This window comes from uncultured Brevundimonas sp. (assembly GCF_947305955.1).
In the GTDB taxonomy this organism is placed as follows: Bacteria; Pseudomonadota; Alphaproteobacteria; order Caulobacterales; family Caulobacteraceae; genus Brevundimonas.
In genome coordinates this window covers 1-26,710 of the sequence record NZ_CAMZFB010000025.1, presented here as the reverse complement: position 1 = coordinate 26,710, position 26,710 = coordinate 1, and the positions used below count along the sequence as shown (strand labels likewise).

Sequence of the window (26,710 nt, the reverse complement as noted above, 5' to 3'; positions counted from 1 at the left end):
CGGCAAAGGTGTCCGATGGCCACGATCCTGTTTGAAATCTGGGAAACCGACGACAGCATGGAGTGCGTGCCCGTCAGCGCTCAGGCCGATGCCATGCGCGAACCCGACGCCCGCTTCGTCAAAGCCTTCTACGCCTCAACCCCGAACGAGGCCGGACAGGTCTATTACGACCACTACGACTGGGGCACCTACAAACCCGTTGAAGGCGTGACCGACATCCCCTTCAGTGAAGAAGAACGCGCCTTCCAGTCCGAATACCTCACCCGCCGCGTCCTCCCCGACGCGCACGCGGCCCGGCTGAAATAGGCCTCAGCCCTCGGGCGTCGCTGCGGTAGCCGGAGCCGCCCGCCCCTCTTCAAACGCCTTCAGGCGTTCGTTGATGTCAGCGATCTCCTTGGCCGTCGGCTGACGACGTCCACCAAGGCTAGGGGCACCCACAATCTTGGTCGTGCCCTCGAACTCGACGGCGCGGTTGCCCGCCGCAATCATCTCGTTGCTCAGACCGGTATCCAGTCCGGCGACCTCGACATCCGGTCCCGTCGGCAGGACATCGCGCGGCCGCGCGAAACGGGCCTCGTCAATCACAGGCTCGCGTCCCGAATAGGCTGATGTCAGGGACGCCACCGATCCGGCCGCCCCCTGCCAGCGATAGAAGATATGCGCCCCGACCTGCGAAACCTTGGCCAGACTTGGGGCCCACCACGGGCGCACGTAGTCGGCATGATAGTGGGTCGCCGATCCCACCTTGGCGGCCACACCACCGGCCAGCGCCCGCTCGGCCACCTTCTGCGCGCGGGTCCATGCCCAACCGATAGGCGTACGCCCCAGCGAGCCGTCACAGGTAAAGGTGAACTGGCACCCCGTATTGCGCTCGGCCCCCTGATAGACGACGCCACAGATCGAGTTCGGATAGTTGGGATCACGCACGCGGTTCAGCACCACCTGCGCCACCGCCGCCTGCCCCTCATCGGGCTCCAGCGCCGCCTCGTAATAGACAGCCTGCGTCAGGCAGCGCAGTGCCCGCCTGCGATCATCGGCGCTCTGGGGCGTAAAGCGGAACACGGGCGCGGCCACGACCACCGCATCCCCCGCCTCCGCCGCATTCAGCCGCAAGGCCTCCAGACCCGATGCCATGGCGAACGGATCGGGCTTGCCGCCCAGTCTCAGATTGCTCCACCCCGGCGTCAGTCCGGGCAGCATCACCCCGCCCCGCATCGCCGGATCATGACGCAGCGCCACCGACAACTGTGCCCCGTCCAGGCGCGCCATCACGCGGCTCAGACCGATCTCGTCATACCGACCGCCCGCAGCCTCGGCGACAGCCTCCGCCGTCCGCGCCGCATCATGGCGGGCCTCAGAGCGGGCCACCACACCCGACAGCAGCGCCACCACCAAGGCCGCCCCCGCCCCCACGGCAACCGGAACCGCCGCGCGTTTGCGCGGTCCAGCGGTCGAGCCCTGAGGTTTCAGTCGGATGGCGTTCAAGCTTAAGGCAGCCTTTTCAATCAGAAAAGCGTCCGGAAACCACCGGACACCTGCCCCTTAGGCAGGCAATCCGGCTGTTTTCGGACGCCAGCATTAAGGTTTGGTGAGGGTTGGAGTTCCCCTCACCCGATTGTCCCGACCTTAGCGGTTGCCAAGGCTGGAACGCAGCATCCATGCGGCCTTTTCGTGGGCAGCCAGACGCTGGGTCATCAGATCGACGGTCGATTCATCGCCCGCCTCTTCGGCCACCTTCAGCGCTTGGCGTGCGGTACGCACCACCACGCCATGGTCGCGGATCAGCTCGGCCAGCATGTCATTGGCCGACTTCTCGGCATCGCCATCGTGAATCGAGGTCAGATTGCCGAAGGCCGAGGCCGACTGCGGGGCCAGCTCACCCAAGGCACGGATACGCTCGGCGATATCGTCCAGCGCACCCCAGATTTCGGTGTACTGCTGCTGGAACAGGCCGTGCAGGCTGAAGAACTCCGGCCCGCGTACATTCCAGTGATAGCCATGGGTCTTCAGATAGATCGCATAGCTGTCCGCCAGCACCTTCGAGAGTTCGCGCGCGACGGCCTCGCGCTGTGCATCGGTAAAGTCGGTATCGATCGTCTGGGTCATGTCCACGTCCTGAAATGGGAGATCTGGGGTTACGCTTATAATATGGGGGGCAATGCCCCCGTCTTTAAGGCCGCAACGATGATTTTTGGCATCAATTGACCTGCCTCAACCCGTTGCTGACATTGCCCATGGGAACGCCCTTACGCATCCAGCGTTGCATTGACAGCGCAGGTTTCATCGGTACGCCGTTCTCCGGCACATCGGTCTGCGCTAATAACACCGCTCCCACTGTGCAGTTGACCCCGCTGAATGTCCCCAACCCAACAGGACCATAGTTCGCTTCTGGCGAACACCTTCCTTGAAAGGTTGGCCCAAAGGCCGCTGCCCTCATGGCCGGCGCGTATCCTGATCACCTTGGCGTTCACGACGGTCTTCATCCTGATACGCGGCGTCCTGCTGGGCGTGTTCGACCATGTTGTCGGCTTCTCCCTGCTGATCCCGGCAGTCATGCTGGCGGGCTTGGCCTGCGGATATGCCACCAGCTTTCTCACCGTCATCTTCTGCATCTTCGGCCTGTGGCTGATCGGCGCGCTGTCCGGCCATCCGCACCCGCAAGGGCCGTTCATCGGACCCGTCATCAGTTTTGCCATTATCGGCTCGCTCAGCGGCGTCATCGGTGCCTCGCTGCGCCACAGCGTCCGCCGCCTGTCCGTCGCCCACGACCAGATGGTCCACCTGATGCGTGAACAGGACCGTCTGGCCACCGAACAGCAGGCCGTCCTCGACCAGTCCTCTGTCGCCATCGTCCGCAACGCCTTCGACGGCACCATATTGGACGCCAATGAATGTTTCGCGCGTATCGCAGGCCGCCCCCGCGATTGGCTGATCGGCCGCAACCTCGCCGACATCACCCATCCCGATGACATCGAGGGCCTGAAGGCCACGCTGGTCGATACCCAGACGTCGGACAAGGCCCCGTGGCTGGCCGAGGTGCGCTGCATGCGCCCCGACGGCAGTTTCACCCGCCTGATGACCGAGGCCCGCCCCCTCAGCCATGCCGACGGCACCCGCTATGGCTTGATCGCTATCGGCGTCGACATCTCCGCCGTCCGCGAGGCCCAGGCCGCCCTCAGCGCCTCCCAGCACAGCTTCCACACCGTCGCCAACTCCATTCCGGTCATGCTGTGGCTGACCGACAACGAGCTGACCGGCACCTTCTTCAACCGCGCCTATAAGGATTTTGTCGGCGACGAGGATATCCAGCTTCGCGTCCACGACTGGCGTCGGCACATCCATCCGGACGACTACGACCGAACCGCACGCGACTTCTGGAACGGCATCGAAAGCAACGCACCTTTCACCATTCTGGCCCGCTATCGCCGCCACGACGGCGCATGGCGCTGGCTGCGGTCGTTCCACCAGCCCCATGTCGATATCGACGGCAACCGCGTCGGCCTGATCGGCACGGCCTATGACGTGACCGACACGCAGGAAGCCACCACCCTCGTCCAGGAATCCGAGGCCCGCTTCCGCACCATCGCCGACAGCGCCCCCGCCCTGATCTGGATGGTGGACAAGAACGGCAACACCGAGTTCGGCAACCGCCGCTTCCGCTCCACCTTTGCGGGCCAGCCGCCCAAGCGCCTCATCAGCGCTATCCGCGAATGGACCCCTGTCGAAGAGCGCGACACCCTGGACAAGGTCCTGACCACCGCCACACGCGAGGAGCGCCGCTTCTCCTATCTCGGCCGCGTCAATCACCCGACCTTCGGCACCCGCTGGCTGAGAACCGAAGGCGCACCGCGCTACGACGTCCACGGCACCCTCGTCGGGTTTACCGGCGTCAGCATCGACGTGTCCGAAAGCCAGCGTGCCGAGCGCGACCTGAAACGCATCAACGAACTGCTGGAAGAGCGCGTCACCGCCGCCCTCGCCGAAAAGGCCAAGGCCGAGGCCGAACTGGTCCGCTCCCACCGCCTCGAAGCCATCGGTCGTCTGACCGGCGGCGTGGCCCATGACTTCAACAACCTGCTGACTGTCATCATGGGCGGTCTGGACATCATCCTGCGCACCGAAGATCCGGCCCGCCGCCAGAAGATGGCCGAGGCTGCGCTGGCCGCCGCCCGCCGTGGCGAGCGCCTGACCGGCCAGCTGCTGGCCTTCTCGCGCCGCCAGACCCTTCGCCCGTCCTCGACCGACATCAACGCCCTGATGCGCGAAGGCGAGCCTCTTCTGCATCAGGCTGTCGGCGACGGCATGACCCTGCGCTTCAAACTGCGCAAGGGCGAGACCCCCGCCCTCGTCGATTCAGGCAAGTTCGAAGCGGCCCTCATCAACCTTCTGGTCAACGCCCGCGATGCCTGCCCGCCGACAGGCCGCATCACGGTCGAGACCGCCGAGTACATCGTGCCCGCCCCGCGCGACCCGCAGTTGCCGTTGGGCGACCAACCCGGTCCGGAAGCCACCCCTGCAGCCATCCATCCCGCCGACCTCATGCCGGGCCGCTATGTGCGGGTCACGGTCGCCGACAACGGCACGGGCATGAGCGAAGAGGTGCAAAAGCGCGTGTTCGAGCCCTTCTTCACCACCAAGGGCGTCGGCCACGGCACCGGCCTTGGCCTGTCGCAGGTCTATGGCTTCACCCGCCAAAGCGGCGGCTCCACCTCCATCCAGTCACAGGAAGGAAAAGGCACCCGCATCAACCTCTTCCTGCCGTGGGCCAGTGCCGAGAACACCGCCGCCATCGCCTCCCATGCCAACGGCGTCGCCAATGACGTCGAGGCGGTCGTTCGCGACCACCGCAACCCGCTCAAAATCCTGCTGGTCGAGGATGACGACGCCGTCGCGACGGTCGCCCTGTCGGTCCTCCAGGGCGAGGGTCTGGCCGTCGAGCGCGTCGCCTCGGCCACCGCTGCCCTGAAGAAGCTGTCCATGAACGCCTATGACGTCCTGCTCAGCGACATCCTCATGCCGGGCGGTCTCAGCGGGATCGAACTGGCCCAGCGCGCCTCCGAGGAATGGCCGACCATGCGGGTCATCCTGTCCTCCGGCTTCCCCGGCGAGGCCGAGGCCCTGCGCGACACGACATGGGCCTTCCTGCCCAAACCCTATACGCCCGCCCAGCTTCGCGCCCTGATCGGTGCCGATCTCCCTCGCGACGACGTCCAACCTTCCCAACGCGAACAAGGCAGCGAGAGCTGACCCCGGCATAAAAAAAGCCAGACCCTGATCGACAGGGTCTGGCAGTTGCCGTCTTCCAAACCTTTCAGGTCAGAAGGCCGTCATCCCGAGAGAGGCGGGACTATCATCAGGGCCGTCCCGCACACCGTTTTCTGCGATGGCGGAAACGCCCCATGAATCTTGAAGCTTGATCGACGGTCTCAGCGCGGCTTGTCGGCCTGGCCCACGACCGTTCCGGCCGCACCGCCAACCGCAGCCCCCACCGGACCGGCGACAACCGCGCCGGCGATGGCACCGGTTGCCGCCCGTTGCTCGACCGTGTGCCCGCAAGCCCCCAGCGCCAACACCGCGAGCACAGAGCCGCCTAAAACCAATTTTTTCCGGATAACCGTGGGCATCGTGCGAACTCCTTGAATCCCTTGCCAATTGAACCCCCAACTGCACCCAAGGTTCCTTGAAAAACCATCGTTACGGCCCAAGTATTCATAAGGCCTCGAAAACGGCTTTCGGCAATTACGATCTCTTACTTCAAGAGTTATCTAAACTTTCAAATACAGTATTCGTAAGAATATCTATACCGATCACACAGGGCGGTATGGCAAAGTTATAAACTGCTCTCAAAGCCCTACCACTTTTGTCCACAACTTCACAAAAACCTTCGAATCAATCACATTTCCGCCACAACTAGATGGCTTAAGGCTCGGCTTCCGCTGTTCGCCCTGTCCGGCAACCGCGGCACCCGGTCTCTGCGTACGGATGAGTTCCGACTGTGGGTACCGGATCTAAGGGGCGGCGTTCCTCGCCCTGCCAAACAGGAAATATCTTTTGTCACTCTCTTCGCCCCTGCGTGAGATCAAACGCGCCATAAGCAAGCTGGACACGCGCCCTGTCGCGGCCACGGTAGCCTTTGGCGGTCTCGTCACGCTCGCGGTCGGAGGAGCCTATATGGGCGGCGTATCAGCCCAGGCCTCTACCGTACGCACCCAGGTTGAGCGGATCACGACCGCCGGCATGGATGGGTACAGCCAGGAAGCTATGGCGGTCGCTGCAGGCGGCCTTGATGCCAGCGCCCTGGCTATTGCCAACCGTCACGATCCCTATGCTGTCGATGGTGCCGCCCTTCGCGACCGTCAGGCAGAACTTCTGGCCTCCCGTCTGGAACAGGCCCAAAATCCCGATCCCGTCAGCAGCTTCCGCGTCACCGGTGCCCGCGACCAGTCGCGCGACCTCGAATGCCTGACGCAAGCCGTCTATTACGAAGCGCGCGGTGAAGGCACCAATGGCATGAAGGCCGTCGCACAGGTTGTGCTGAACCGCGCCCGCCACCCCGCCTTCCCGAAAACCGTCTGCGGCGTCGTCTACCAAGGCTCCAACCGCTCGACCGGCTGCCAGTTTTCCTTCACCTGCAATGGTGTGATGCGTGGTGCGGTCAACCGCGCCGCATGGAACCGCGCCCGTGACGTGGCCTCGGCGGCCCTGTCCGGTCAGGCCTATTCCGCCGTCGGCTCGGCCACCCACTTCCACACCACCGGCGTTTCTCCGGCATGGCGCAACCGTCTGGTCCGCGTCAGTCAGGTCGGCTCGCACCTGTTCTACCGCTTCGGCGGCCAAAACGGCTCTGCTGCCGCCCTCTCGCGCGAGATTCAGGCTTCGGCCGCCGTTCCGCAGGTGATGCAGGCGTCTATGACCTCGGCTCCGGCCGCCCCGCAGGGCCCGCGTCCATATGTTGCCGATGAGGCTGAAGCCAAGCCCGTCGCTACCCCGACGGTTCAAATCGCTCCCAGCGCTCCGGCCCATGCAGGGGGTGCGAACGCGGCCTCTGTCCAGACCGCGCCCGTCGCAGCATCGACCTGAAACAGGTAAAAACAGGCCGCCGGTGCTTGGTTAACTAAACCCCTGCACCGACGGCCTGTTCCTCGAATAACCGTAATATTTTAGATCGCGTCTAGACCGATATCCAGTTGGATGACCGAGTGGGTCAGCGCCCCCACGGAAATGACGTCGACACCCGTCGCGGCAATCCCCGCCACGGTGTCCAGATTCACACCGCCCGACGCTTCAAGCACCACCCGAACGCCGCTGGCCTTCACCCGCCGCACGGCCTCCTCCATGTCGGCCAGCGAGAAATTATCCAGCATGATGACGTCCGGCCCTTCAGCCAGCGCCTCGTCCAGCTGGCCCAGCCCGTCCACCTCGACCTCCACCTTCATCAGGTGCGGCGCAAAGGCCTTGGCCGCGCGCACAGCCTTGCCCACGCCGCCACAGACGGCCACGTGGTTGTCCTTGATCAGGATGGCGTCATCCAGTCCGAAGCGGTGATTGATCCCGCCCCCGCACGCCACCGCATGCTTCTCTAAAGCCCTAAGACCCGGCGTCGTCTTGCGGGTGTCGGCAATGCGGGCCTTGGTCCCCGCCACCGCCTTCACATAGGTCCGCGTCTGGGTGGCGATCCCGCACATCCGCCCAAGGATGTTCAGCGCCGTCCTCTCCGCGGCCAGCAGCCCCCGCGCCGAGCCTTCCACCTCGACCAGCACATCACCCTTGCCGATCTCCGCGCCATCGGCCACGCGCACATCCACTCGCGCAGCAGGGTCCATCATCAGACAGGCGATCCGCACCGCCGCGCCGCCCGCCATCACCCCGTCCTGACGGGCGCGGAACTGGGCCTTCATTGTCGCATCTGCCGGAATACAGGCCTGCGCCGTCACATCGCCACAGCGCCCCAGATCCTCGGCCAGCGCCATCCGCACCACAGGCTCGATCACCAGATCAGGCAGTTCGCGCACCATATTCACGTCCTTCACATCCTTCATGCGGCCACCGCCACCCGCGCCGTCATGCGCGTATGCAGGGCCACCGCGTCCGTCGCCGGATAGTCGCTGCGGAAATGCCCGCCACGGCTCTCGCGCCGCTGCAAGGCTCCCTGCGCCACCCTCATAGCCGCCACCACCGGCAAAGCCGCCGGATAGCGCCCTGCCAACTCATCCAGCCAGCGGCACAGCGCCGCCAGCCCCTCACCGTCACGCACCACACCACAGTGGCGTGTCATCGCCGCCCTCAGCGCAGGCATCTCATCTTCCGGCAGGTCGCCCCCCACGATCACGGGCGACAGAGGCCCGACCGCCGCCATCCCCTCACGCGCCGCCGCCCGTCCGGCCCGCCGCCCAAAGGCCGCCGCTTCCAACAGGCTGTTGGAGGCCAGTCGGTTGGCCCCATGAACGCCCGTGGCCGCACACTCGCCTACAGCATAAAGCCCCGCCACAGCGGTGCGCCCGTCGGCATCCGCCGCGATCCCGCCCATGTGGTAGTGGACCGCCGCCGCCACCGGTATCGGCTGGACGCGAGGATCGATCCCCGCCCCCATACAGGCCGCAAACACCGCCGGAAAATCGTGCGGGAAATCCTCCCCGACCGCCGCCCGCGCATCCAGAAACGCCCCGCGTCCCGACGCCCGCGCCGCATGCACTGCCCGCGCCACGATATCGCGCGCCGCAAGGTCCGCATCCGGCTCCGGCCCGATCAGGAACGCGCCATCCCGATCCACCAGCCGCGCCCCCTCGCCCCGCAAGGCCTCCGTCGCCAGCGGCGCAGGGTCCAGTGCCGCATCGATCGCCGTCGGGTGGAACTGCACAAACTCCGGATCAAGAATTTCCGCCCCCGCCAAATAGGCCAGCGCCATCCCCTCTCCGCGCAAGGCCGCCGGATTGGTCGTCACCTCGAACAGACCGCCAATCCCGCCCGTCGCCAGCACCACCGCATGGGCATGCACATCCACCAGCCCACCGTCCGCCCGTTCGATGACGGCACCACAGACCCGCCCCGCCGCATCCTGCAACAGGCCGCGCAGCCGCCCGTCCTCCCAGATTTCGATATGGCTCGCCGCGCGGGCCGCCTCGACCACCGCCGACAATATGGCCCGCCCTGCGCCGTCGCCGCCCACACGCGCCACGCGCGGCACCGAATGCGCCGCCTCCAGCGACACAGCGAACCCGCCGTCAGCCTCGCGGTCAAACGGCGCACCCAGCGACGCCAACCAGTCCACCGTCCCGCGCCCGTGTCCGGTCAGTTCCGTGGCGACGTCGGCCACCACCAGCCCCGCACCCGCCGCCTCGGTATCGCGTGCATGCAGCTCCGCACTGTCGCCCTTGCCCAGCGCCGCGGCCATGCCGCCCTGCGCCCAAGCCGACGAACAGGCATCCAGCAAGGGCGCAGGCGTCACCATCAGCGCCCCCTTGGACACGCCCTCAACCGGAACCGCCTCCAACGCCGCCGACAATCCCGCCAGACCGCCCCCGACGATCAACGGCCCCTCATGGACGACGACGCGGCGCATCACCGGCCAATCCCCAGATAGCGGAACACCATATCGACCGCCGCGCCCACATCGCCTCCTGTCATCGCCATCAGCGACGCCGCCGCAGCACCCGCACACAGAGCCGCCACCAACAGACACAGCCCCAGCGATCTGACCGCCTCACCCCCACTCAACGGCACACCAAAGCCGCGCATCGGCCCGCCCCGCAGATGCCCCAGCACCGCGATGCCCAGAAAGACCGCCAGTATCCAGCGGCCCGTCATCACGCCCCACGCCACAACCACCACACCGATCGCCAGCAACACGCCGCGCTCCAGCATCGGGTGCACCTTGGCCAACACCGGACCCAGCGCCTTGGATCCATCCAACGGCGGCGCAGGCACCAGATTGATCAGGTTCAGCATGGCGACGAAAAACGCCGCCGCAATCCACTCCGCATTCCCCGTGACCAGCCACACGCCCACCAGCGGCAGCATGGCCAACAACCCGAATGCAGGACCCGCCAGCGACACCAGCACACCGATCCATTCACTGGCCGGCTCGCGCTTACCCTTGGCCAGACCACCCAGAAACGGAATGACGTGGATGCTCGCCGGTCCCATGCCCAGACGATTCATCGCCAGCACATGCCCGTACTCATGCACGAACAGCGCAAACATCAGTGAACCCGCAATGACCCAGCTTCCGGTCAGAAACCACAGGAAACCGACCATCAACACGGTCGAGACAACCAGCGTCACCCGCCCATTGCCCGCCGTCTTCGGCTGACGCGGCGGCGGTGCGCCCCTGCCCTCCGGTCGCGGCTCCAACCTTACGACAGTGTCCGGCTCAGTGCCGTCACGACGCCCCCAGGGTCCCTGATCGGTCACTCAGATCAACTCCACATCGACCGCATGACGCGCCCGTACCAGATCATAGCGCGCAGGCTTGGTCGGCGGCGGCAGGTCCACCATCTTCTGCACCGCCGCGCGGGCGCGTTCCTGCACCTCGTGCGGCACCGTCACCTCGAACTGCATGTGCAACAGACAGTCGCGGATATTCTCCAGCGTGATACGCTTCATATGCGGGCACATGTTGCACGGCCCGACAAAGTCCACTTCCGGCACATCGCCCTTGATGTTCGACGCCATCGAGCATTCGGTGATCAGCACCACCTTGGCCGGACGCTTGTTCTCGACATAGGAAATCATCGCCGCCGTCGATCCGGCAAAGTCCGCCGCGTGCAAAATCTCCTCGGGGCATTCGGGGTGGGCCAGTACCTCCGCCCCCGGCCACGCCTCGCGCATGTCGGCGATGTCCTGCGCGGTAAACCGCTTGTGCACCTCGCAATGTCCGGCCCACGCGATGATGCCGACGCTCGTCTGCGCCGCGACATTCCTCGCCAGATATTCGTCAGGGATCAGGATGACCTTGTCGACACCCCATTCCTTGGCCGCCCACTCCACAACCTGAACGGCATTGGCACTGGTGCAGCAGATGTCCGTCTCGGCCTTCACATCGGCGGTCGTGTTCACATAGGTCACCACCGGCAGCCCCGGATGCCGCTGCTTGATCAGCCGCACATCCTCACCCGTGATCGACGACGCCAGCGAACACCCCGCCCGCAGATCAGGGATCAGCACCGTCTTTTCAGGGCTCAGAATCTTCGACGTCTCGGCCATGAAGTGAACGCCCGCCTGAACGATCACCTTGGCATCCACCTTGGCCGCTTCCTTGGCCAGCGCCAGACTGTCGCCCACGAAGTCGCCAACGCCGTGGAAGATATCCGGCGTCATATAGTTGTGCGCGAGGATGACGGCGTCGCGCTCCTTCTTCAGGCGGTTGATCTCGGCGATCAGCTCCGCCTGACGCGGCCATTCCATCGGCGTGGTGTGGTCCTTGACCTTCTCCCACACGGCAGCGGTTTCCTCCGCCAGTTCCTTGCTCAGTCCGAACGCAGCGCCCATGACCGCCTCCCTACACCCTTATGCTCACTTTTAGCATAAGCTAGGCATACAATAAGCTCTCCGTTCGCTGACGCAAGGTCAATCAAACAGGAACCAACCCCGCGCCCGCCCCGTTGCCCTCGTGTCAGACGTCAAACGGGGGCCGCGCCATGTCCAATCGCAAGCTTGTTGTCATCGGCCTGATCGCCCTCGCGCTGCTGGCCCTCGCACTGGTAGGCCGCACGCTTCTGACCCGCGGCAGCGCCTCCGACCCCACCGCACAGCCCTCGGAGCTGGTCGCCGCCATCCGCACCCACTTCCCCGAGGACTGGAAGGCCATCGAGCGCCAGCGCAAGGACGCCGCCACCGACGACGCCACCCTCGGCGCCGCCTTCCTGACCTCCAAGCTGCGCGACGTGGCCCAAGCCCCCGACGAAGCCATCATCGACATTCTCAAGGTCGATGCCGCCCTCGCCAACACACTCAAGGCCGAGGACGTCGCCCTGTGCGCGTCGTTCGCTGCCTACGGCCCCACCGAAGCCCGCCGCTACAGCCCTGAGGCCATGGTCCTGCTGGACCGTATCGCTGCCAAGACCGTCATCGCCGCGCGCAAGGGCATGGACACCCCGACACCGCGCACCATCGATCCCCAGCAGGCCTTCTCACGGCTCCAGACCGCCATGCTCGAAAAAGGCGTCAGCCCCCGCCTCGCCGACCAAGCCCGCACCACCCCGCTCGACACCGCCGAACAGTGCGAAGCCGGCATCCAGACCGACGCCACCCTCTTGGCCCTTCCCCCGGCCCAAGCCGCCAACATCTTCGTCGCCCTCAAATACCCCCAGAACTAGTCCGACAGCCGGAACAGCGCGTCCAACGGCGCATCCAGCGCCCGAGCAAGAGTCAACGCCACCACGACAGACGGCGTGAACACCCCGTTCTCGATAGTGTTGACCGTCTTGCGCGAGACGCGCGCACGCTCGGCCAACTCGGCCTGCGTCAGCCCCGCTGCCTGCCGCACAGCCCTCAGCTCCACGATCAAGCGCGGCTCAGCCATCCGCCCTCCTCACCTGCCACCACAGCCGCAACGCGGCGACAAGCAGCGTGCCCCACAACACGAACGGCATCATCGGCAGAGCCAGCTGCATCCTCCACAGCATCACACCAAATACGACGCACAGAGCCACGAACGCCGCAACAAACCCCCAAGCCATTGCGCTCGCCCAATAGGCCAGCATCAGTTCGTCATTCAGCCACTTCTGCGCGTGCTTGTTTCTCAGGCCGCTGGTCAAAAACACAAAACCCAAACCAGTCATCAGCGGCCCGAGCAACATGGCCGATGTCACTGTGGCTTGAGCGTCGTTGCCCCACTCCCTTAGGGCGTTACTCGACAACATATTCACCCCGAGACTGCATATGGGCATCACCAACACCGTATAGGCCCATTTGCGCTGCTCGGCGTCGCGTCGTGATTCTCTTATCTGCGCGTCTGCCTCGTCCTCACCCGGCCTAGAAAAGACCTCCGACAGCCAAAAGCCCATCACAGCCGCAAATAACCCTGCCGCCGCCAGACAGACGCCAAATCCGTCAAATCCCGCAAAATAGCCGACTACCATCGCGGCCAGTCCGACCAACACCAAACCCAAGCTCGCTCGCGAGAGCCAAAGCCTAGCAACCTTCGTCATAGCGCGGACTCCAATGTCACCTACAGGTTACTAAAGTCACCTTCGGGTTACACGTCAAGACACCACCGCTAGTCGGCCAAAAAGAAACACTCTTGTCTCGACTAAGCGCTCATCTTGCCCTATCGACAATCTTCCTCCCCAAAGACAACGTCTGAAGACCGAATCGTGCAAGAAACCGTCCGCCGCATCCTCACGGCCCGCGTCTATGACGTGGCCGAGGAAACCCCGCTTGACCCCATGCCGCGCCTGTCCGCCCGCGTGGAGCGTCCGGTCCTGCTCAAGCGCGAGGACCTCCAGCCGGTGTTCAGCTTCAAGCTTCGCGGCGCCTATAACCGCATCGCCCAACTGACGGACGAGGAACTTAAACGGGGCGTCATCTGCGCCTCGGCGGGCAACCATGCCCAAGGCGTCGCCCTGTCCGCCGCCCGTCGCGGGGCGAAATCCACCATCGTCATGCCGACGACCACCCCCGCCATCAAGATCAGCGCCGTGCGCGCCCTCGGCGGCCATGTCGTCCTGCACGGCGACAGCTTCGACGACGCCAGCGCACACGCCCGCCAGCTTGAAGCCGAAACGGGCGCCACCTTCGTCCACCCCTTCGACGACCCCTTCGTCATCGCGGGCCAAGGCACCATCGGCCTTGAAATCCTGCGCCAGTATTCACAGCCGCTCGATGCCGTATTCGTCCCCATCGGCGGCGGCGGTCTGGCGGCGGGCGTTGCCGCCATCATCCGATTCCTCAGCCCCACAACCAAGATCATCGGCGTCGAACCCGCCGAGGCCCCGTCCATGAAGGCGGCCATCGAACTGGGCGAAGTCACCGCACTGGACCAGGTTGGCCTGTTCGCTGACGGCGTGGCCGTGCGCCGGGTCGGCGACGAGACCTTCCGCCTCTGCAAAGACCTGCTAGACGACATTGTGCTGGTCGACACCGATGCCATCTGCGCCGCCGTCAAAGACATCTTCGACGACGTCCGCGCGATCGCCGAACCCTCGGGCGCCGTCGCCCTCGCAGGCCTGAAAGTCTGGGCTGCCCGCAATCCGGGCTCAGGCGCATTGGCCGCCATCAACTCGGGTGCCAACGTCAATTTCGACCGCCTGCGCCACGTGGCCGAACGCGCCCAGATCGGCCTCGGCACCGAGGCGCTTCTGGCCGTCTCCATGCCCGACGACCGCGAGGCCTACCACCGCTTCCTCAACAGCCTGCAAGGCCGCTCGATCACCGAGTTCAACTATCGCTGGAGCGGCGACACGGCCCAGATCTTCGTCGGCATCGCCCTCAAAGACGGCCAAGACGAACGCCATGCCCTCTGCGCCAGCTTGCGCGAGGCCGGATACGCCGTCGAAGACATGAGCGACAACGAAATCGCCAAACTCCACGTCCGCTACATGGTCGGCGGCCGCGCCCCCGAACTGTCGGGCGAGCGCCTGTTCCGCTTCGAATTCCCCGAACGGCCGGGGGCCTTCCTGAAGTTCATGAACAGCCTCCAGCCCGCGTGGAACCTCACCCTCTTCCACTACCGCAACCACGGCGACGACGTGGGCCGCGTACTCGCCGGCATCCACGCCCCCGAAAGCGACCAAGACGCCATCACCGCCGCCCTCGACACCCTCGGCTACCCCTACATCGAAGAGACCATGAACCCCGCCGCCCGACTGTTCCTCGCATGACGGATCGAACATCAAAAGGCCCGCCATTTCCGGCGGGCCTTTCACTATCCGAGAAGCATCAGCTCCGGCGCGTCACGCGGTTGTTGAAGCCCACCACATTGGGCCGCACCCGCCCCGTCGAGGACCAGCGCACCGTCTGGTTGGAGCCCGCAACACTGACCCGCGCCTCGGGAGCCAGATTGATCGTCACCTGATTGCCAGATCCCGTCAGGTCCAGACTGGCGCAGGTGCCGGTAAAGGTCAGGGTGTGACCGGTGCCCGCAATGACCACATCGCGCCCTTCACAATCAATCGTGCGCTCATGCCCCACACCGGTCACCTCGATCCGCTGTGCATTCTGCTCGACCACACCGACCTGACCCGAGGCGGCCAAAGCCAGCGACACCAAAGACGCGACAATCATCTCGACACTCCAAACTAGGTTAATGGAGTCCGAACGCCGTCATCGCCTCTTGGCTCCCATCAGCCTGCGAACGCCACTTTCAATCAGGCCGCTTGGATCGACTTGATGATCTCGTCGGTCGAATGCCCCGTCAGCGTCTTGGTAAGCTCGCCGACAATCGCGCCCTCGACCTCCTTGTGCCAGTGCTTGCGCAGCTCACCCATGGTCTTGGGCGCAGCGATCACCACCAGCTTGTCGAACTTGTTCTTCAGCGCCCAACCGTTCAGCGCCTGAGCCACGCTCATCGCAAAGCCGTCTTCGGCCTGGGTGTCATTGTCCGGATTGGCATCGCTGGAGTTTCGCCCCGCAGAGCCGACCACGCGGTCCTCCAGGGGCGGTGCATCCACCGCCGTCAACTGAATGTCCGTCGCCGAGCCGCTATTGCGGAACAGCGCCAGTTTCTCACCATCGACAACGGCGACCAAAGCATTGCTGGGCAGGTTCATCAGGCATTCCTCACATTGCTGCCCCCGCCAATTAAACGGCCCACCCCTGCTTCAGTTGCCCCTCACAGCCGCGCGCCCGCTCACACCCGCAAACGAAAATGTCATAAAATCGCATGACAGCGTTTTTTGACTTTTTCCAAGGTTAGGTATTTCTTAACCAGCGGGAGGGATCGAGATGTTAACACGCTCGTATATAGCAAAGCCCCAGCCGCCGGCTGGAGAAGGCCAATGGACGCTGCTGCAACAGCGGACAGACCGTGCCCTTTGGCAGTGGGACCGCACCCTGCTGGCCGGTCGCAAAGGCGTGACCCGTTTTGTGATCACCCACGACCCGTCACGGCTCGACTTCGACTCCTTCGACGAAGCCGAGTCCATGTTCGAGATGCTCGACAGCTAGACCGCGGCCTCAGATCCCGGCGGCCAGATCGCCATCCGGCTCCACATCGCCACCCTGCACCATGCGGGTGACGGCCACATCCGCCGTGACATTGCCGACCGTGCGGAAGATGTCCGGAATGACCTCCACCGCCAGCAGCAGCGGCAACAGCTCCAGCGGCACGCCCATGGCAATACAGATGGGCGCAATCGACGCAAAGAAGCTGACCTGCCCGGGCAGCCCCACGGTCCCCACCGAAATCAGACCCGCCGTCAGCATGGCCGCGATCAACTGCCCCATGCTCGGTTGAATCCCGAACAGGTGCGCGCAGTACAGCGCCACCCCGAGGTTCGCCACCGGCGAGGTAATGCGGAACACCGCCACCGCCAGCGGCAGCACCAGCCCCGCGGTCGAGCGACGCACGCCCAGCGCATCCACCGACCGCTCCACCATCACCGGCAGGCTGGCCAGCGACGACTGGGTCGAGAAGGCCACCACCTGCGCCGGAGCCACCGCCCGCGCAAACCGGCCCAGCCCCACACGGCCAAAGATCACCGCCAGCGGATAGAACAGCAGCCCGATCCCGATACAGGCCAGCGAGATCACCACCACATAGTGCAGCAACACGCCCGCCGCGCTCGCCCCCGCCGACAGGCCCACGCCCAGCGACAGCGCAAACACGCCCACCGGAGCGGCGACCAGAACCCAGCGCACGATGATGATCATCGTCTCGCCCACCGCCTCGAAAAAGGTCGTCAGCGGCAATCGCAGACGCTCCGGCAAACGCGTCGCCGCAAAGCCGAAGAAGACCGCAAACACCACGATGCCAAGGATGGCATCCTCCGCCGCCGCACGGATCGGATTGGACGGCGCGATGGTCTTGATGAACTCGCCAAACGGTGCGGCCCCGCCGACGTCGCTGGCCGCAGGGGCCGCCGCCAGCAGCTTGCGCGCCCCTTCGGGATCAATCGGCCATACCGACAACAGGCCGTAAGACACCGCCACCGAATAGACCACGGCGACAAGGATCATCACGGCGAACCAGCCCACGGCCTTCAGCGCCATCCGGCCCGCCCGCGCCGCATCGGCGATAGAGGCCACACCCGTCACCAACAGGCTGAACACCAGCGGAATAATGGTCATGCGCAAGGCGTTGAGCCACAGCTGCCCGACCGACTGGATCAGGTCCGCCGCCCCCGCACCGCCGGGCATCCCCCAACGCTGCGCCGCCATACCCGCAGCCAGCCCAAGCACAAGGGCCAGCATCACCTGAACACTCAGGGACGTCATAAAACGGCGCGTCTTGCTCATCTCGTTCATTCCAAAATCCAGTCAGCCTGAGCGATCTCAGACCGCGCCGCCCCGATCATCCAAAGCTACAGGCTTGCGCGACACCGCCGCCCCAACGCCGGCTACAGCCGCACCGCCCAGCAGCCCCAGCACCAGCCAGAAGCCGCCCTTAACATCAATGGTGATGATTTCGCGCCCGCCGAAAAAGCCCGCCAGAACCTGCGCCACCTCGGCATCGCCTCGCCCGGCTCCACGGCCCGACAGGTTCTCCTCGACCTTGGATTGCAGCTTGTCGATCGACTGCATCATGCCACAGCCCAACAGCAGGATGGCCGCCACGCTGGCGCACACCGTACCCCAGGCCCTCAGCCGCTGCGCACGGATCACAATCCCCGCCACCAGAGCGATGACGATAACGACCGCCGCGGCCGTCGCCCACCATGCAGAGCCCAGCATATCGGGCGGCACCTTGGTATCGGCCACCTGCGGCGTACCGCGCACCAGATCCAGTCCGCTGGCCGACATCATCAACTGATCACCACAGCTCACCACGACCCACGGCAACAGAAAGCCCAGCAAGGCCCCGACCTTGAGGACGCGAGCGACCCACATCCAGTTGATTTTCAAGCCCATAGTCAGCTCCCGGCCCAAAGAACACCCTGACCTTGGCACCCTTGGCGACAAAGAGAAAGGGCGGCGGACCTTTCGATCCACCGCCCTTTCCTTTTTCAGTCGCTACCCTTGCGGGCAACTGTACCGATTAGAACGACTTCACCAGGTTGATGAAGGCGGTACGGCCGACGTAGTCGTAAGCCGAGTACAGCGGAGCGTTACCGATACGGTTGTGGACGCCCGACGAAACGACCGGCGGGTTTTCGTTCCACAGGTTACGGATACCTGCGGTCACCTTCCAGTCGCCGTGGACGTACTGAACCGAGGCGTTGTGGTTGTAGTAGTCATCCACAGCCAGGTCGTACTTCGAGGTCGCCGGATCTTCACCGTAGTATTCGTAGTCCGACATACCGTCGACCCACTCAACGCCGTAGCGAACGCGCCAGTTGTCCCAAGCGTACGAAACGTCGAAGGTACCGGTGAATTCCGGGTTCTGGATCATGCCGACGTAGTCTTCGAGCGGATCTTCTTCGAACAGCTTCGAGGACACTTCGGTGTACTGGGTGATACCCAGGTTGACCAGCAGGGTGCCCGGACCGAAGTCGTTACGGTAACGCAGGGTGTAGTCCAGGCCCTTAACGTTGTCGGTCGCCAGGTTGATGTAGCTGTCGTAGACGGTCAGAGCGTTGTCCGACGGGTCACGCTCGACCAGACGGCAGAAGCCGTTGTCAGCAGCGAAGTCTTCCGGGTTCGAGTCGTAGCAGCGGGTCAGGATGTTGCCTGCACCGGTACGCGACACACCGTTCGACACTTCGATTTCGTAGTAGTCGACGGCGAAGGCCAGATCGCCCCAGCCAGCCGGCAGGGTCGGTTGCAGAACCACGCCAACGGTCAGGTTGGTCGAGGTTTCAGCAGCCAGGCCAGCTTCCGCACCACCCGAGGTGATCACGCGGACGTTGGTCTTGGCCATGTGCTCCGGATCAAGACCCTCGGCGGCGCAGTTAGCGGCGCGGTTCGGGTTGACGCCTTCGGCACCCCATTCGTTACAACGGTCGTTCGAGTTCGACAGGAAGCCCGAGGTCGCACCGACGAACTGTTCGAACAAAGCCGGAGCGCGGTACGAGGTACCGTAGGTACCACGCAGGGTCACGCCGTCGATCGGCTCGTAAACCAGACCCACCTTGTAGGTGGTGTCGTCGCCGTACGAGTCATAGTCGGTGTAACGGAACGAACCGTTCAGGGTCAGCGACTTGGCGAACGGAGCGTCGACCAGCAGCGGCGCTTCGATTTCACCGAACACTTCCCAGACCGAGTCCGAGCCACGGGTGATGGCCGAGGTCGAGTAGTTGTAGGTGTTGCCCAGTTGCGAATCCAGGCCCGGGGTGTCGTCGATTTCTGCGTCGCGGAATTCAGCGCCGAAGAAGCCGTAGACCTTACCGGCCGGCAGGTCGAACATCGGGCCGTCGATGCCAACGGCAACGATCTTTTCGATGTATTCGGTGGTGCCGGTGACCGGACGGAAGACGTAGTCAACCCAGTCCTTCGGCAGCTTGCCGCCGATGACGTCCGACGACAGAGCCGGAGCAGCCACGCAGCCCGGGTTCGAAGCCAGTTGGGCGCACTCGAACTTGCCCGGAGCAACTTGGACAACGTCCAGCGACTCGATCAGGCGGTCGGTGAGGAACTGTTCCGAAGTGTATTCCGACTTCGAACGCGAGTAGCTGACGTAGGCGTCGTAACGCCATTCCGGGATCAGGGTGAAGTCACCCTTGATGCCAGCGACGTAGCGGTTGAAGTCGACTTCTTGCGACGAGGTGTCGTTGCCGAAGCCGATGAAGGCGCGGACGCCAACAGCCTGGCCCTTGTTCAGGCCCAGGTCGGTTGCCGACATGGTCGAGGACGACAGGTTCGACGGGATCAGCGGCGAGCCCTTGGCGTAGTCCAGAGCCAGCTGACGGTAGCCGGTCTGCGACGACTGGCGGTTGTTGTACAGGAATTCGCCGTACAGTTCAGCGTTGCCCAGAGCGCGCAGCTCGTAGCCGAATTCGCCGTAAACGGTGGTGATGTCCACCGGCGAGATCAGCGACTCGTTCAGCATGCGGTCTTCGAAGGTGTCGCGCACGTTGTTGTTCGAGCCGGTGCCGCCCACGCCTTCAAAGCCGACCAGACCTTCGGTCACGGCCGAGTTCGGACGCCAGCGGTTGAAGCTGGTAGCCGAGGTGCCAGCAGCAGCAACGCCAGCCATGGTGTTGGTGCCGATGGTGTTGATCGTCACACCGTTCGAGCCGGTGGTGGTGATCGGGTAGCACTTGGCCTTGCCGGTCAGCGGATCGATGAAGTCCGAACCGTCGAGGTAGCCATCGGTGTTGCACTGGGTGAACTTACGGTCACGCAGGGTCAGCTCGTCGCGCTCATAGCGTTCGATCGAGCCCGAAGCGCGCCAACGGTCGCCCGAGATGCCGCCCGACAGCGAGTAGCGGTTGGAACCGCCGTTGCCGTTAGCGTCCAGGGTTTCGTTGCGTTGAGCTTCGAAGGTCAGGCCTTGCAGGTTCTTCGAGGTCTGGATGTTGACAACACCAGCCACTGCGTCCGAACCGTAAACCGACGATGCACCGTCGCGCAGAACTTCAACGCGCTCGATCATCGAGGTCGGCAGCACGTTCAGGTCGGCAGCGCCAACCGAACCGCGCGAGCCAGCCGGCGAAACGCGACGGCCGTTCAGCAGCACCAGGGTGCGGCTCGGGCCCATGCCACGCAGGCCGATGGTGTTTGCACCCGGACCACCGTTGGTGACGAAGCCACCGTAAGCGTTGTTGATCTGCGAGGTGCCGCCGGTGACGGCGTTCGACTGCAGAGCTTCAGTGGTCGAAGCAAAACCCTGCAGGGTGGCTTCTTCACGGGTGATGCTCAGGGTCGGCGACGGAGCATTGTAGTTGTCGCGACGGATGCGCGAGCCAACAACAACGATTTCTTCCACTTGGGTGGCTTCTTCACCGGCTTCTTGTGCGACCGAAACGGTCGGAACCAGCATAGCCATCGACAGAGCGGCAGCACCAACTGCCATCGTCGAGCCCAGCAGATAGTCTTTACGATTACGCATAGACAAACTGTACCTGTTTTACTTCAAAACGGCGCACATTGTTCGAAGAACGCTGTGCATTGATCAGTGCCACGCGCAGGCAGCACCTCATGGGAGCAAGCGCTATTCATTGGGCGACACAATCGCAACAACATTATTTCAGTATATCAACGATACCCAAGAAATACATGTCCGTAATATGTCATCAAGTATCGACATTATGTCAGTTCCAGCCACAATTTAGCACGTTTTTGTCACGCGAATGCCAAGCTGCAGCATAAAACCCCACGATTGCATCCATGCACAGGATTCCCGCATAGCGTCGTTATGAGGCCAAAATCACACACTTTGGGCCACCTACTGGCGAATTCCGGCCGCGTGCATTACCTGTATGTTCATGGCCCGTTCCCCCTCTTCCCCGCCCGCTAAGCCGTCGCCGAAGTCGCAAAAGCCGGTCCACGTCTCGGACCCCGCCCGCGCGGCCGAGAACCAGCAGGCGCTCGAACAGGCCAAGCTTATAAAGAAGGGCGTCGCCGAGGCCCCCGCCGCCTTCATCCACGACAGCGCCACGCCCCCGCGCAACCTGTCCCTGTCCGGCATCGGCCCGCGCCTGACGCCCGAGGAAGCCCCCTCCGCCCCCAGCGACTGGAAGCCCCACCGTCCGGACCGCCCCAAGAACAAGCTGTCCAAGCCCTTCCGTCTGGAAACCAAATACACCCCCGCCGGCGACCAGCCGCAGGCCATCGCCGAACTGGTCGAACAAGCCCAACAGGGCGAACGCAACCAAGTCCTCCTCGGCGTCACCGGCTCGGGCAAGACCTTCACCATGGCCAAGGTCATCGAGGAAACCCAGCGCCCCGCCCTGATCCTCGCCCACAACAAGACCCTCGCCGCCCAGCTCTATTCCGAGTTCAAGGCCTTCTTCCCGGACAATGCGGTCGAGTATTTCGTCTCCTACTACGACTACTACCAGCCCGAGGCCTACGTCCCGCGCACCGACACCTACATCGAGAAGGACAGCTCCATTAACGAGCAGATCGACCGGATGCGCCACGCCGCCACCCGCGCGATCCTGGAGCGCGACGACGTCATCGTCGTGGCCTCGGTCAGCTGCATCTACGGTATCGGCTCGGTCGAGACCTACACCGCCATGACCTTCGGCCTACAGGTCGGCGACACCATCGACGAGGCCAAGCTCCGCGCCGACCTCATCGCGCTCCAGTACAAGCGCAACGACCTGCATTTCGAGCGCGGCATGTTCCGCAAGCGCGGCGACACGATCGAGATCTTCCCCGTCCACTTGGAAGACCGCGCCTGGCGCATCTCCCTCTTCGGCGACGAGATCGAGGCCATCGACGAGTTCGACCCCCTCACCGGCAAAAAGACCGCCAGCCTCGAGCAGGTCACCGTCTACGCCGCCAGCCACTACGTCACGCCCCGCCCGACGCTCAACCAAGCCATCACCGGCATCAAGGCCGAGCTGAAGGAAACCCTCGACTGGATGGTCGAGAACGGCAAGCTGCTGGAAGCCCAGCGCCTAGAGCAACGCACCCGCTTCGATCTGGAAATGATGGAGGCCACAGGCTCCTGCGCGGGCATCGAGAACTACAGCCGCTGGCTCACAGGCCGCGCGCCGGGCGAGCCCCCGCCCACCTTCTTCGAATACATCCCCGACAACGCCCTGCTGTTCGTCGACGAAAGCCACGTCACCGTCGGCCAGATCGGCGCCATGTTCCGCGGAGACTACCGCCGCAAGTCCACTCTGGCCGAGTACGGCTTCCGCCTCCCCTCCGCCATCGACAACCGCCCGCTCAAGTTCGAGGAATGGGACGCCATGCGCCCCCAGACGGTCTTCGTCTCCGCCACCCCCGGCGCGTGGGAGCTTGAGAAGTCCGGCGGCGTCTTCACCGAGCAGGTTATCCGCCCCACGGGCCTGATCGACCCTCCCGTCGAGATCCGCCCCGTCTCCGGCACCACCCGCAACCAGATCGATGACGTCATCGACGAGGTAAAGGCCACCGCCGCCAACGGCTACCGCTCCCTCGTCACCACCCTGACGAAGAAGATGGCCGAGGACCTGACCGAGTACATGCACGAACAGGGCGTCCGCGTCCGCTACATGCACTCCGACATTGATACCTTGGAGCGGATTGAGATCCTGCGCGACCTGCGCTTGGGCAGCTTCGACTGCCTCATCGGCATCAACCTGCTACGCGAAGGTCTGGACATCCCCGAGTGCGGCCTCGTCGCCATCCTCGATGCCGATAAGGAAGGCTTCCTGCGCTCGGAAACCTCCCTCATCCAGACCATCGGCCGCGCCGCGCGTAACGTCGATGGCCGCGTCATCCTCTATGCCGACCGCATGACCGGCTCGATGGAACGCGCCATCACCGAGACCAACCGCCGCCGCGAAAAGCAACAGGCCTATAACGAGGCCCACGGCATCACCCCCGCCACGGTCAAGCGCGACATCAAGGAGATCATGGAGTCTCCTTACGAGTCCCGCGAGATCGACCGCTTCACCAAGCCGGGCATGAAGGAAGAAACCAAACCCTTCACCGGCTCCAACTTCCAGTCAGCCCTCAAGGATCTGGAAACCCGCATGCGCGACGCCGCCGCCAACCTCGAGTTCGAGGAAGCCGCGCGGCTTAGGGACGAGATCAAGCGCATGAAGCTGCTTGATCTGGAGTTCGCCAACGAGGCGCTGACGGGGGTTGGTGAAGAGGTGGACAAGTCAGCGCCGAAGCGTTGGCGGAAGGAGGCGGCTGCGGAGAAGGCGGAGGCGTGGAGGAAAGGGCGGTAGAGTTTCTAGAAAAACAAAGTTAGATATATATCTTTCAGTATGGGGGAACATATGAAAATTAACAGATTTGCAATTGATGGCCTCACGACCCACGAGTCTCTTGATGTGAGATTCGAACTTAACGATGACATCAATATAATTACTGGTCGAAACGGCTCAGGAAAAACAACCGTTCTTAAAGCCATGTGGTATTCTATTAGTGGAAATACCGCACTTATAACTCAAGAAATACCATTCAAACGAATAGCGATTGAAACTGATTTATTTTCAGCAGAAATATATAGAATAAATGAGACTGATGTTAGAATTGAAGTAGAGACGGAAAGCCACGACTATCTTTTTGAAGACGAATTCGATGAGGACGGTGCTTTCAGCGACTCTGCTGAAGCTCAGTTCGACAGATTTGTTATATCTGTTGGCTCTTCTGTATTCTTTCCTACCTTTAGACGCATTGAGGGTGGTTTTTCCATTCCAATGACTCAGAAGCGCTCTGGGATAGGCCTTTTCTCACAAGCTAAAAATGACATTGAAGAATCTCTTCAAGCACTTTCTAGAAAACTTACCAACAAAGATCATACGTTTGTATCATCAATTTCTACTAGAGATATCGCTGACCTGTTACTGACAAAATACACGCAGTTTTCAGAACAGTCTAACAGAGCCCAAAAGGTTGTTTCAGATACAATTATCGAAAGCATCAAGGCATTCGAAGACACAACCACAGCTAACGATAAGCTTCAAGCTTTCGAGCTGATTGAAAGCATCAAGAATAGAATCGAAAAACTTGACAAAGAAAGAACAGATATTCTCGCACCCATACAAGAAATTCAAAATGTAGTAAATCAGATATTTAAGCATGACGGAATATCAGTTGGATCTACGATTAAATTTGGAGATTCAGCGAAAGCTGTGAACTCTAACTATCTATCAGCAGGCGAGAAGCAAATGCTGAGCTTCATATGTTACAATGCTCTAAATAGAAATTCCGTCATATTTATTGATGAACCTGAGCTTAGTCTGCACGTAGATTGGCAAAGAGAACTTTTCAAGATTCTTTCCAACCAAAATACTGGAAATCAGTTTATAATCGCCACACATTCTCCGTTCATATATACCAAATACCCCGAAAAAGAACTCACTATGAATAGAGATCGTGGTGAATAACATGGCTCATATTGAATACAGCATTGACGAGCTTATTGGGATTATAAATAAAAGCGGATTGAACACCGTAATAACAGAGGGATACGACGACTACATTGCGTACAAGAAAGTCGAAAGATTCGTTGATGTATATGGCGTAAGCTTCATGCCGGTAGGCGGGAAGCGAAAGGTTATCGAACTTTATAACAGAAAAAACGAGCTAACTCCTAGCAAAATACTATTCATCATGGATATGGACACTTGGGTACATACAGGAACCCCTGCAGAATTTGTATCTGATGACATTGTATTGACAAAGGGATACTCCATTGAAAATGATCTTATTGAAGATGGAGAAGTAGTTCAGAGACTAATGAATGATAATGAACGAGAAAAATTCTATAATGAGATAGATTCGATATTGTCATGGTACGTACATAATGTCGAAAAGCACATCAACAGTGATTTTAGCTGTGAACTAAAGTCTCACCCCAATAGAATTCTATCCTTAATTGAGTCAGGTCAAACTTTCACGTACAATAATAAAAGTATCTTTAATCAAGTTAAAAGTGATCCTATCATTTACATGAGAGGTAAAACTGTGCTAGCCCTAATAGCTAGACAGCTAAGCAGTTCCACGCGACCTGTGAAGTACTCTAAGGATGCTATAATAGACATATGCTCCAACTTCGGAGTATCGAACTTAAAGCGCGTGGCGGAAACAGTGAAGGAACACTTCGCACCGACACAAATAGGAAGCGAAGCAGCATAGCACTGTGCTGCAACATCTTAGAAACATTCGTCTTTAATGATCGCGTTCCTTTTCAGCTCGCCCTACCTTCCGCCCGTGCCATCCTTGTCGCGTCCCGTCGCATGGAGGGCTCGTAAGGCCTGCGGACCTGCGGTGATGGGAGTGGATGGAGCGGGGTCCGCCCCTCCGGCTGAGGCTTGGCCCCACAAGGGGACCAACCCCCGCCGGAAGGAACGGAGCCGATGGAGTTTGCGATAAAGCCTTAGTCTTGAACCTCAGCCAGTATCGGCAAGGAGCCTCAACGGCCCTCGACCTTACGGCGACTGGGAATGTGGTGGATGCCGCCGCGCAATCGCGTGTGTATCGCATCCTAAGTAGGCCGCGGTCAGAAGGCTCCGCCTTCTCGACCCGACGCGGCCGAAACATTCTTAGTGGCCCGCGGTCGTCGGCCCTACGGGACCTCCCGACCCGACGCGGGCTGGCGGCCTAGCCGCCTAACGGCGGCGCGCCTCTCTCCTCCCCTGCTTGCGGGGGAGGGGGACCACGAAGTGGTGGAGGGGGCGAGCACCACAGACTAGGGCACAGAACTCCGGCAAGGGTCGAGGTGGAAACTCGGACCGTGCCAGCAGGACGCCGCAGGTGTCCGCTGCCCGCCACCGGCACTGGGAGTAACCGCCAACAGCGGTGCCTGCCTCATTGTTGCTGAGCCGCGCTCGTCGGCCCCTTCGGGGACCTCCCGACCCGACGCGGCTGGCTTGCTGGTGAATAACTATCCGCGCGGGGCGCGTGCCTTTGCCGAAACGGAAACCAAACCTACGCCGGGCAAAGCCCGCGCGCCCCGCCTGCCCTCCAACCACACGCCCCACGGGCGCTGTGGCCAAACGCAATTCATTCTGAGTGGGCGGCGGTCAGAAGGCTCCGCCTTCTCGACCCGACGCCGCCTGTTGAG

The 26,710-nt window shown here is 62.4% G+C and carries 24 protein-coding genes; 10 read left to right on the top strand and 14 right to left on the bottom strand.

The window, feature by feature from the left end; genetic code table 11:
- Positions 1-15 precede the first annotated feature (15 nt).
- Complete coding sequence (locus tag Q0Y42_RS08005) at positions 16-306, top strand: hypothetical protein (protein ID WP_297802107.1); 291 nt, start codon at positions 16-18, stop codon at positions 304-306.
- Between the two features lie 3 nt (positions 307-309).
- On the opposite strand, the gene Q0Y42_RS08000 is transcribed toward Q0Y42_RS08005, so the two are convergent.
- Both Q0Y42_RS08000 and Q0Y42_RS07995 read right to left on the bottom strand, forming a co-directional pair.
- Entirely contained in the window at positions 310-1,485 is a 1,176-nt protein-coding gene (locus tag Q0Y42_RS08000) for a cell wall hydrolase (RefSeq protein ID WP_297802104.1), read from the bottom strand.
- A 141-nt stretch (positions 1,486-1,626) separates the two neighbouring features.
- A complete protein-coding gene (locus Q0Y42_RS07995; protein ID WP_297802101.1) occupies positions 1,627-2,106 on the bottom strand; it encodes a Dps family protein in 480 nt (159 codons plus the stop codon).
- 249 nt (positions 2,107-2,355) lie between these two features.
- On the opposite strand from Q0Y42_RS07995, the gene Q0Y42_RS07990 reads away from it, so the two are divergent.
- Complete coding sequence (locus Q0Y42_RS07990) at positions 2,356-5,247, top strand: PAS domain-containing sensor histidine kinase (protein ID WP_297802098.1); 2,892 nt, start codon at positions 2,356-2,358, stop codon at positions 5,245-5,247.
- 179 nt (positions 5,248-5,426) lie between these two features.
- Here Q0Y42_RS07990 and Q0Y42_RS07985 read toward each other — a convergent pair whose 3' ends face one another.
- Positions 5,427-5,624: a hypothetical protein gene (locus Q0Y42_RS07985; RefSeq protein WP_297802095.1), complete on the bottom strand. Its 198-nt coding sequence runs from the start codon at positions 5,622-5,624 to the stop codon at positions 5,427-5,429.
- Positions 5,625-6,051: 427 nt separating this feature from the next.
- Between Q0Y42_RS07985 and Q0Y42_RS07980 the strand changes: the two genes are divergently transcribed.
- A complete protein-coding gene (locus tag Q0Y42_RS07980) occupies positions 6,052-7,080 on the top strand; it encodes a cell wall hydrolase (protein WP_297802092.1) in 1,029 nt (342 codons plus the stop codon).
- An 80-nt stretch (positions 7,081-7,160) separates the two neighbouring features.
- On the opposite strand, the gene nadC is transcribed toward Q0Y42_RS07980, so the two are convergent.
- The 4 genes from nadC to nadA are packed head-to-tail and all read right to left on the bottom strand — an operon-like array spanning position 7,161 to position 11,487.
- Positions 7,161-8,015, bottom strand: a complete 855-nt coding sequence (nadC, locus tag Q0Y42_RS07975; protein WP_297802148.1) for a carboxylating nicotinate-nucleotide diphosphorylase — start codon at positions 8,013-8,015, stop codon at positions 7,161-7,163.
- A gap of 20 nt (positions 8,016-8,035) precedes the next feature.
- Positions 8,036-9,559: an L-aspartate oxidase gene (locus tag Q0Y42_RS07970; RefSeq protein ID WP_297802089.1), complete on the bottom strand. Its 1,524-nt coding sequence runs from the start codon at positions 9,557-9,559 to the stop codon at positions 8,036-8,038.
- On the bottom strand, positions 9,559-10,410 hold the full coding sequence (locus tag Q0Y42_RS07965) for a peptidase M50 (protein WP_297802086.1): 852 nt from the start codon (positions 10,408-10,410) through the stop codon (positions 9,559-9,561). Before Q0Y42_RS07965 ends, Q0Y42_RS07970 begins: the two co-directional genes overlap by 1 nt.
- Entirely contained in the window at positions 10,411-11,487 is a 1,077-nt protein-coding gene (gene nadA / locus Q0Y42_RS07960; RefSeq protein ID WP_297802083.1) for a quinolinate synthase NadA, read from the bottom strand.
- 149 nt (positions 11,488-11,636) lie between these two features.
- Here nadA and Q0Y42_RS07955 point away from each other — a divergent pair, with 149 nt between their 5' ends.
- Positions 11,637-12,314 carry a hypothetical protein gene (locus tag Q0Y42_RS07955; protein ID WP_297802081.1) on the top strand — a complete coding sequence of 226 codons (678 nt, stop codon included), beginning with the start codon at positions 11,637-11,639 and terminating at the stop codon, positions 12,312-12,314.
- Here Q0Y42_RS07955 and Q0Y42_RS07950 read toward each other — a convergent pair.
- A complete protein-coding gene (locus tag Q0Y42_RS07950) occupies positions 12,311-12,520 on the bottom strand; it encodes a helix-turn-helix transcriptional regulator (protein WP_297802079.1) in 210 nt (69 codons plus the stop codon). The two genes, Q0Y42_RS07955 and Q0Y42_RS07950, sit on opposite strands and share 4 nt — an antisense overlap.
- A complete protein-coding gene (locus Q0Y42_RS07945; protein WP_297802076.1) occupies positions 12,513-13,148 on the bottom strand; it encodes a hypothetical protein in 636 nt (211 codons plus the stop codon). Before Q0Y42_RS07945 ends, Q0Y42_RS07950 begins: the two co-directional genes overlap by 8 nt.
- Before the next feature lie 162 nt (positions 13,149-13,310).
- On the opposite strand from Q0Y42_RS07945, the gene ilvA reads away from it, so the two are divergent.
- Entirely contained in the window at positions 13,311-14,819 is a 1,509-nt protein-coding gene (gene ilvA, locus Q0Y42_RS07940; protein ID WP_366108203.1) for a threonine ammonia-lyase, biosynthetic, read from the top strand.
- A gap of 58 nt (positions 14,820-14,877) precedes the next feature.
- Here ilvA and Q0Y42_RS07935 read toward each other — a convergent pair whose 3' ends face one another.
- Both Q0Y42_RS07935 and Q0Y42_RS07930 read right to left on the bottom strand, forming a co-directional pair.
- Positions 14,878-15,222: a DUF3060 domain-containing protein gene (locus Q0Y42_RS07935; protein WP_297802070.1), complete on the bottom strand. Its 345-nt coding sequence runs from the start codon at positions 15,220-15,222 to the stop codon at positions 14,878-14,880.
- A gap of 83 nt (positions 15,223-15,305) precedes the next feature.
- The gene (locus Q0Y42_RS07930; protein ID WP_297802067.1) at positions 15,306-15,707 is read right to left on the bottom strand and encodes a host attachment protein; all 402 of its coding nucleotides are present in this window, start codon (positions 15,705-15,707) and stop codon (positions 15,306-15,308) included.
- A gap of 175 nt (positions 15,708-15,882) precedes the next feature.
- On the opposite strand from Q0Y42_RS07930, the gene Q0Y42_RS07925 reads away from it, so the two are divergent.
- Complete coding sequence (locus Q0Y42_RS07925) at positions 15,883-16,104, top strand: hypothetical protein (protein WP_297802064.1); 222 nt, start codon at positions 15,883-15,885, stop codon at positions 16,102-16,104.
- Between the two features lie 9 nt (positions 16,105-16,113).
- On the opposite strand, the gene Q0Y42_RS07920 is transcribed toward Q0Y42_RS07925, so the two are convergent.
- From Q0Y42_RS07920 to Q0Y42_RS07910, 3 genes are all read right to left on the bottom strand, one after another.
- On the bottom strand, positions 16,114-17,403 hold the full coding sequence (locus tag Q0Y42_RS07920) for a dicarboxylate/amino acid:cation symporter (protein ID WP_297802061.1): 1,290 nt from the start codon (positions 17,401-17,403) through the stop codon (positions 16,114-16,116).
- A gap of 27 nt (positions 17,404-17,430) precedes the next feature.
- Positions 17,431-18,006 (bottom strand): hypothetical protein, encoded by a 576-nt coding sequence (locus Q0Y42_RS07915; protein ID WP_297802059.1) that lies wholly within the window; start codon positions 18,004-18,006, stop codon positions 17,431-17,433.
- A 127-nt stretch (positions 18,007-18,133) separates the two neighbouring features.
- Positions 18,134-21,085: a TonB-dependent receptor gene (locus Q0Y42_RS07910; protein ID WP_297802056.1), complete on the bottom strand. Its 2,952-nt coding sequence runs from the start codon at positions 21,083-21,085 to the stop codon at positions 18,134-18,136.
- 376 nt (positions 21,086-21,461) lie between these two features.
- Here Q0Y42_RS07910 and uvrB point away from each other — a divergent pair, with 376 nt between their 5' ends.
- The 4 genes from uvrB to Q0Y42_RS07890 all read left to right on the top strand — a co-directional run.
- Entirely contained in the window at positions 21,462-23,867 is a 2,406-nt protein-coding gene (gene uvrB / locus Q0Y42_RS07905) for an excinuclease ABC subunit UvrB (RefSeq protein WP_297802053.1), read from the top strand.
- Between the two features lie 51 nt (positions 23,868-23,918).
- Entirely contained in the window at positions 23,919-25,031 is a 1,113-nt protein-coding gene (locus Q0Y42_RS07900; protein ID WP_297802050.1) for an ATP-binding protein, read from the top strand.
- Between the two features lies 1 nt (position 25,032).
- Complete coding sequence (locus tag Q0Y42_RS07895) at positions 25,033-25,782, top strand: DUF4435 domain-containing protein (protein WP_297802047.1); 750 nt, start codon at positions 25,033-25,035, stop codon at positions 25,780-25,782.
- 740 nt (positions 25,783-26,522) lie between these two features.
- The coding region (locus tag Q0Y42_RS07890; RefSeq protein ID WP_297802042.1) for a hypothetical protein at positions 26,523-26,710 on the top strand (188 nt) is incomplete at its 3' end.

Coding starts and splice junctions, on each gene's coding strand:
- Q0Y42_RS08005 (WP_297802107.1), top strand. CDS start 16: ATGGCCACGATCCTGTTTGAAATCTGGGAAACCGACGACAGCATGGAG.
- Q0Y42_RS07995 (WP_297802101.1), bottom strand. CDS start 2,106: ATGACCCAGACGATCGATACCGACTTTACCGATGCACAGCGCGAGGCC.
- Q0Y42_RS07990 (WP_297802098.1), top strand. CDS start 2,356: ATGTCCCCAACCCAACAGGACCATAGTTCGCTTCTGGCGAACACCTTC.
- Q0Y42_RS07985 (WP_297802095.1), bottom strand. CDS start 5,624: ATGCCCACGGTTATCCGGAAAAAATTGGTTTTAGGCGGCTCTGTGCTC.
- nadC (WP_297802148.1), bottom strand. CDS start 8,015: ATGGTGCGCGAACTGCCTGATCTGGTGATCGAGCCTGTGGTGCGGATG.
- Q0Y42_RS07970 (WP_297802089.1), bottom strand. CDS start 9,559: ATGCGCCGCGTCGTCGTCCATGAGGGGCCGTTGATCGTCGGGGGCGGT.
- nadA (WP_297802083.1), bottom strand. CDS start 11,487: ATGGGCGCTGCGTTCGGACTGAGCAAGGAACTGGCGGAGGAAACCGCT.
- Q0Y42_RS07955 (WP_297802081.1), top strand. CDS start 11,637: ATGTCCAATCGCAAGCTTGTTGTCATCGGCCTGATCGCCCTCGCGCTG.
- Q0Y42_RS07950 (WP_297802079.1), bottom strand. CDS start 12,520: ATGGCTGAGCCGCGCTTGATCGTGGAGCTGAGGGCTGTGCGGCAGGCA.
- Q0Y42_RS07945 (WP_297802076.1), bottom strand. CDS start 13,148: ATGACGAAGGTTGCTAGGCTTTGGCTCTCGCGAGCGAGCTTGGGTTTG.
- Q0Y42_RS07935 (WP_297802070.1), bottom strand. CDS start 15,222: ATGATTGTCGCGTCTTTGGTGTCGCTGGCTTTGGCCGCCTCGGGTCAG.
- Q0Y42_RS07930 (WP_297802067.1), bottom strand. CDS start 15,707: ATGAACCTGCCCAGCAATGCTTTGGTCGCCGTTGTCGATGGTGAGAAA.
- Q0Y42_RS07925 (WP_297802064.1), top strand. CDS start 15,883: ATGTTAACACGCTCGTATATAGCAAAGCCCCAGCCGCCGGCTGGAGAA.
- Q0Y42_RS07920 (WP_297802061.1), bottom strand. CDS start 17,403: ATGAACGAGATGAGCAAGACGCGCCGTTTTATGACGTCCCTGAGTGTT.
- Q0Y42_RS07915 (WP_297802059.1), bottom strand. CDS start 18,006: ATGGGCTTGAAAATCAACTGGATGTGGGTCGCTCGCGTCCTCAAGGTC.
- Q0Y42_RS07910 (WP_297802056.1), bottom strand. CDS start 21,085: ATGCGTAATCGTAAAGACTATCTGCTGGGCTCGACGATGGCAGTTGGT.
- uvrB (WP_297802053.1), top strand. CDS start 21,462: ATGGCCCGTTCCCCCTCTTCCCCGCCCGCTAAGCCGTCGCCGAAGTCG.
- Q0Y42_RS07900 (WP_297802050.1), top strand. CDS start 23,919: ATGAAAATTAACAGATTTGCAATTGATGGCCTCACGACCCACGAGTCT.
- Q0Y42_RS07895 (WP_297802047.1), top strand. CDS start 25,033: ATGGCTCATATTGAATACAGCATTGACGAGCTTATTGGGATTATAAAT.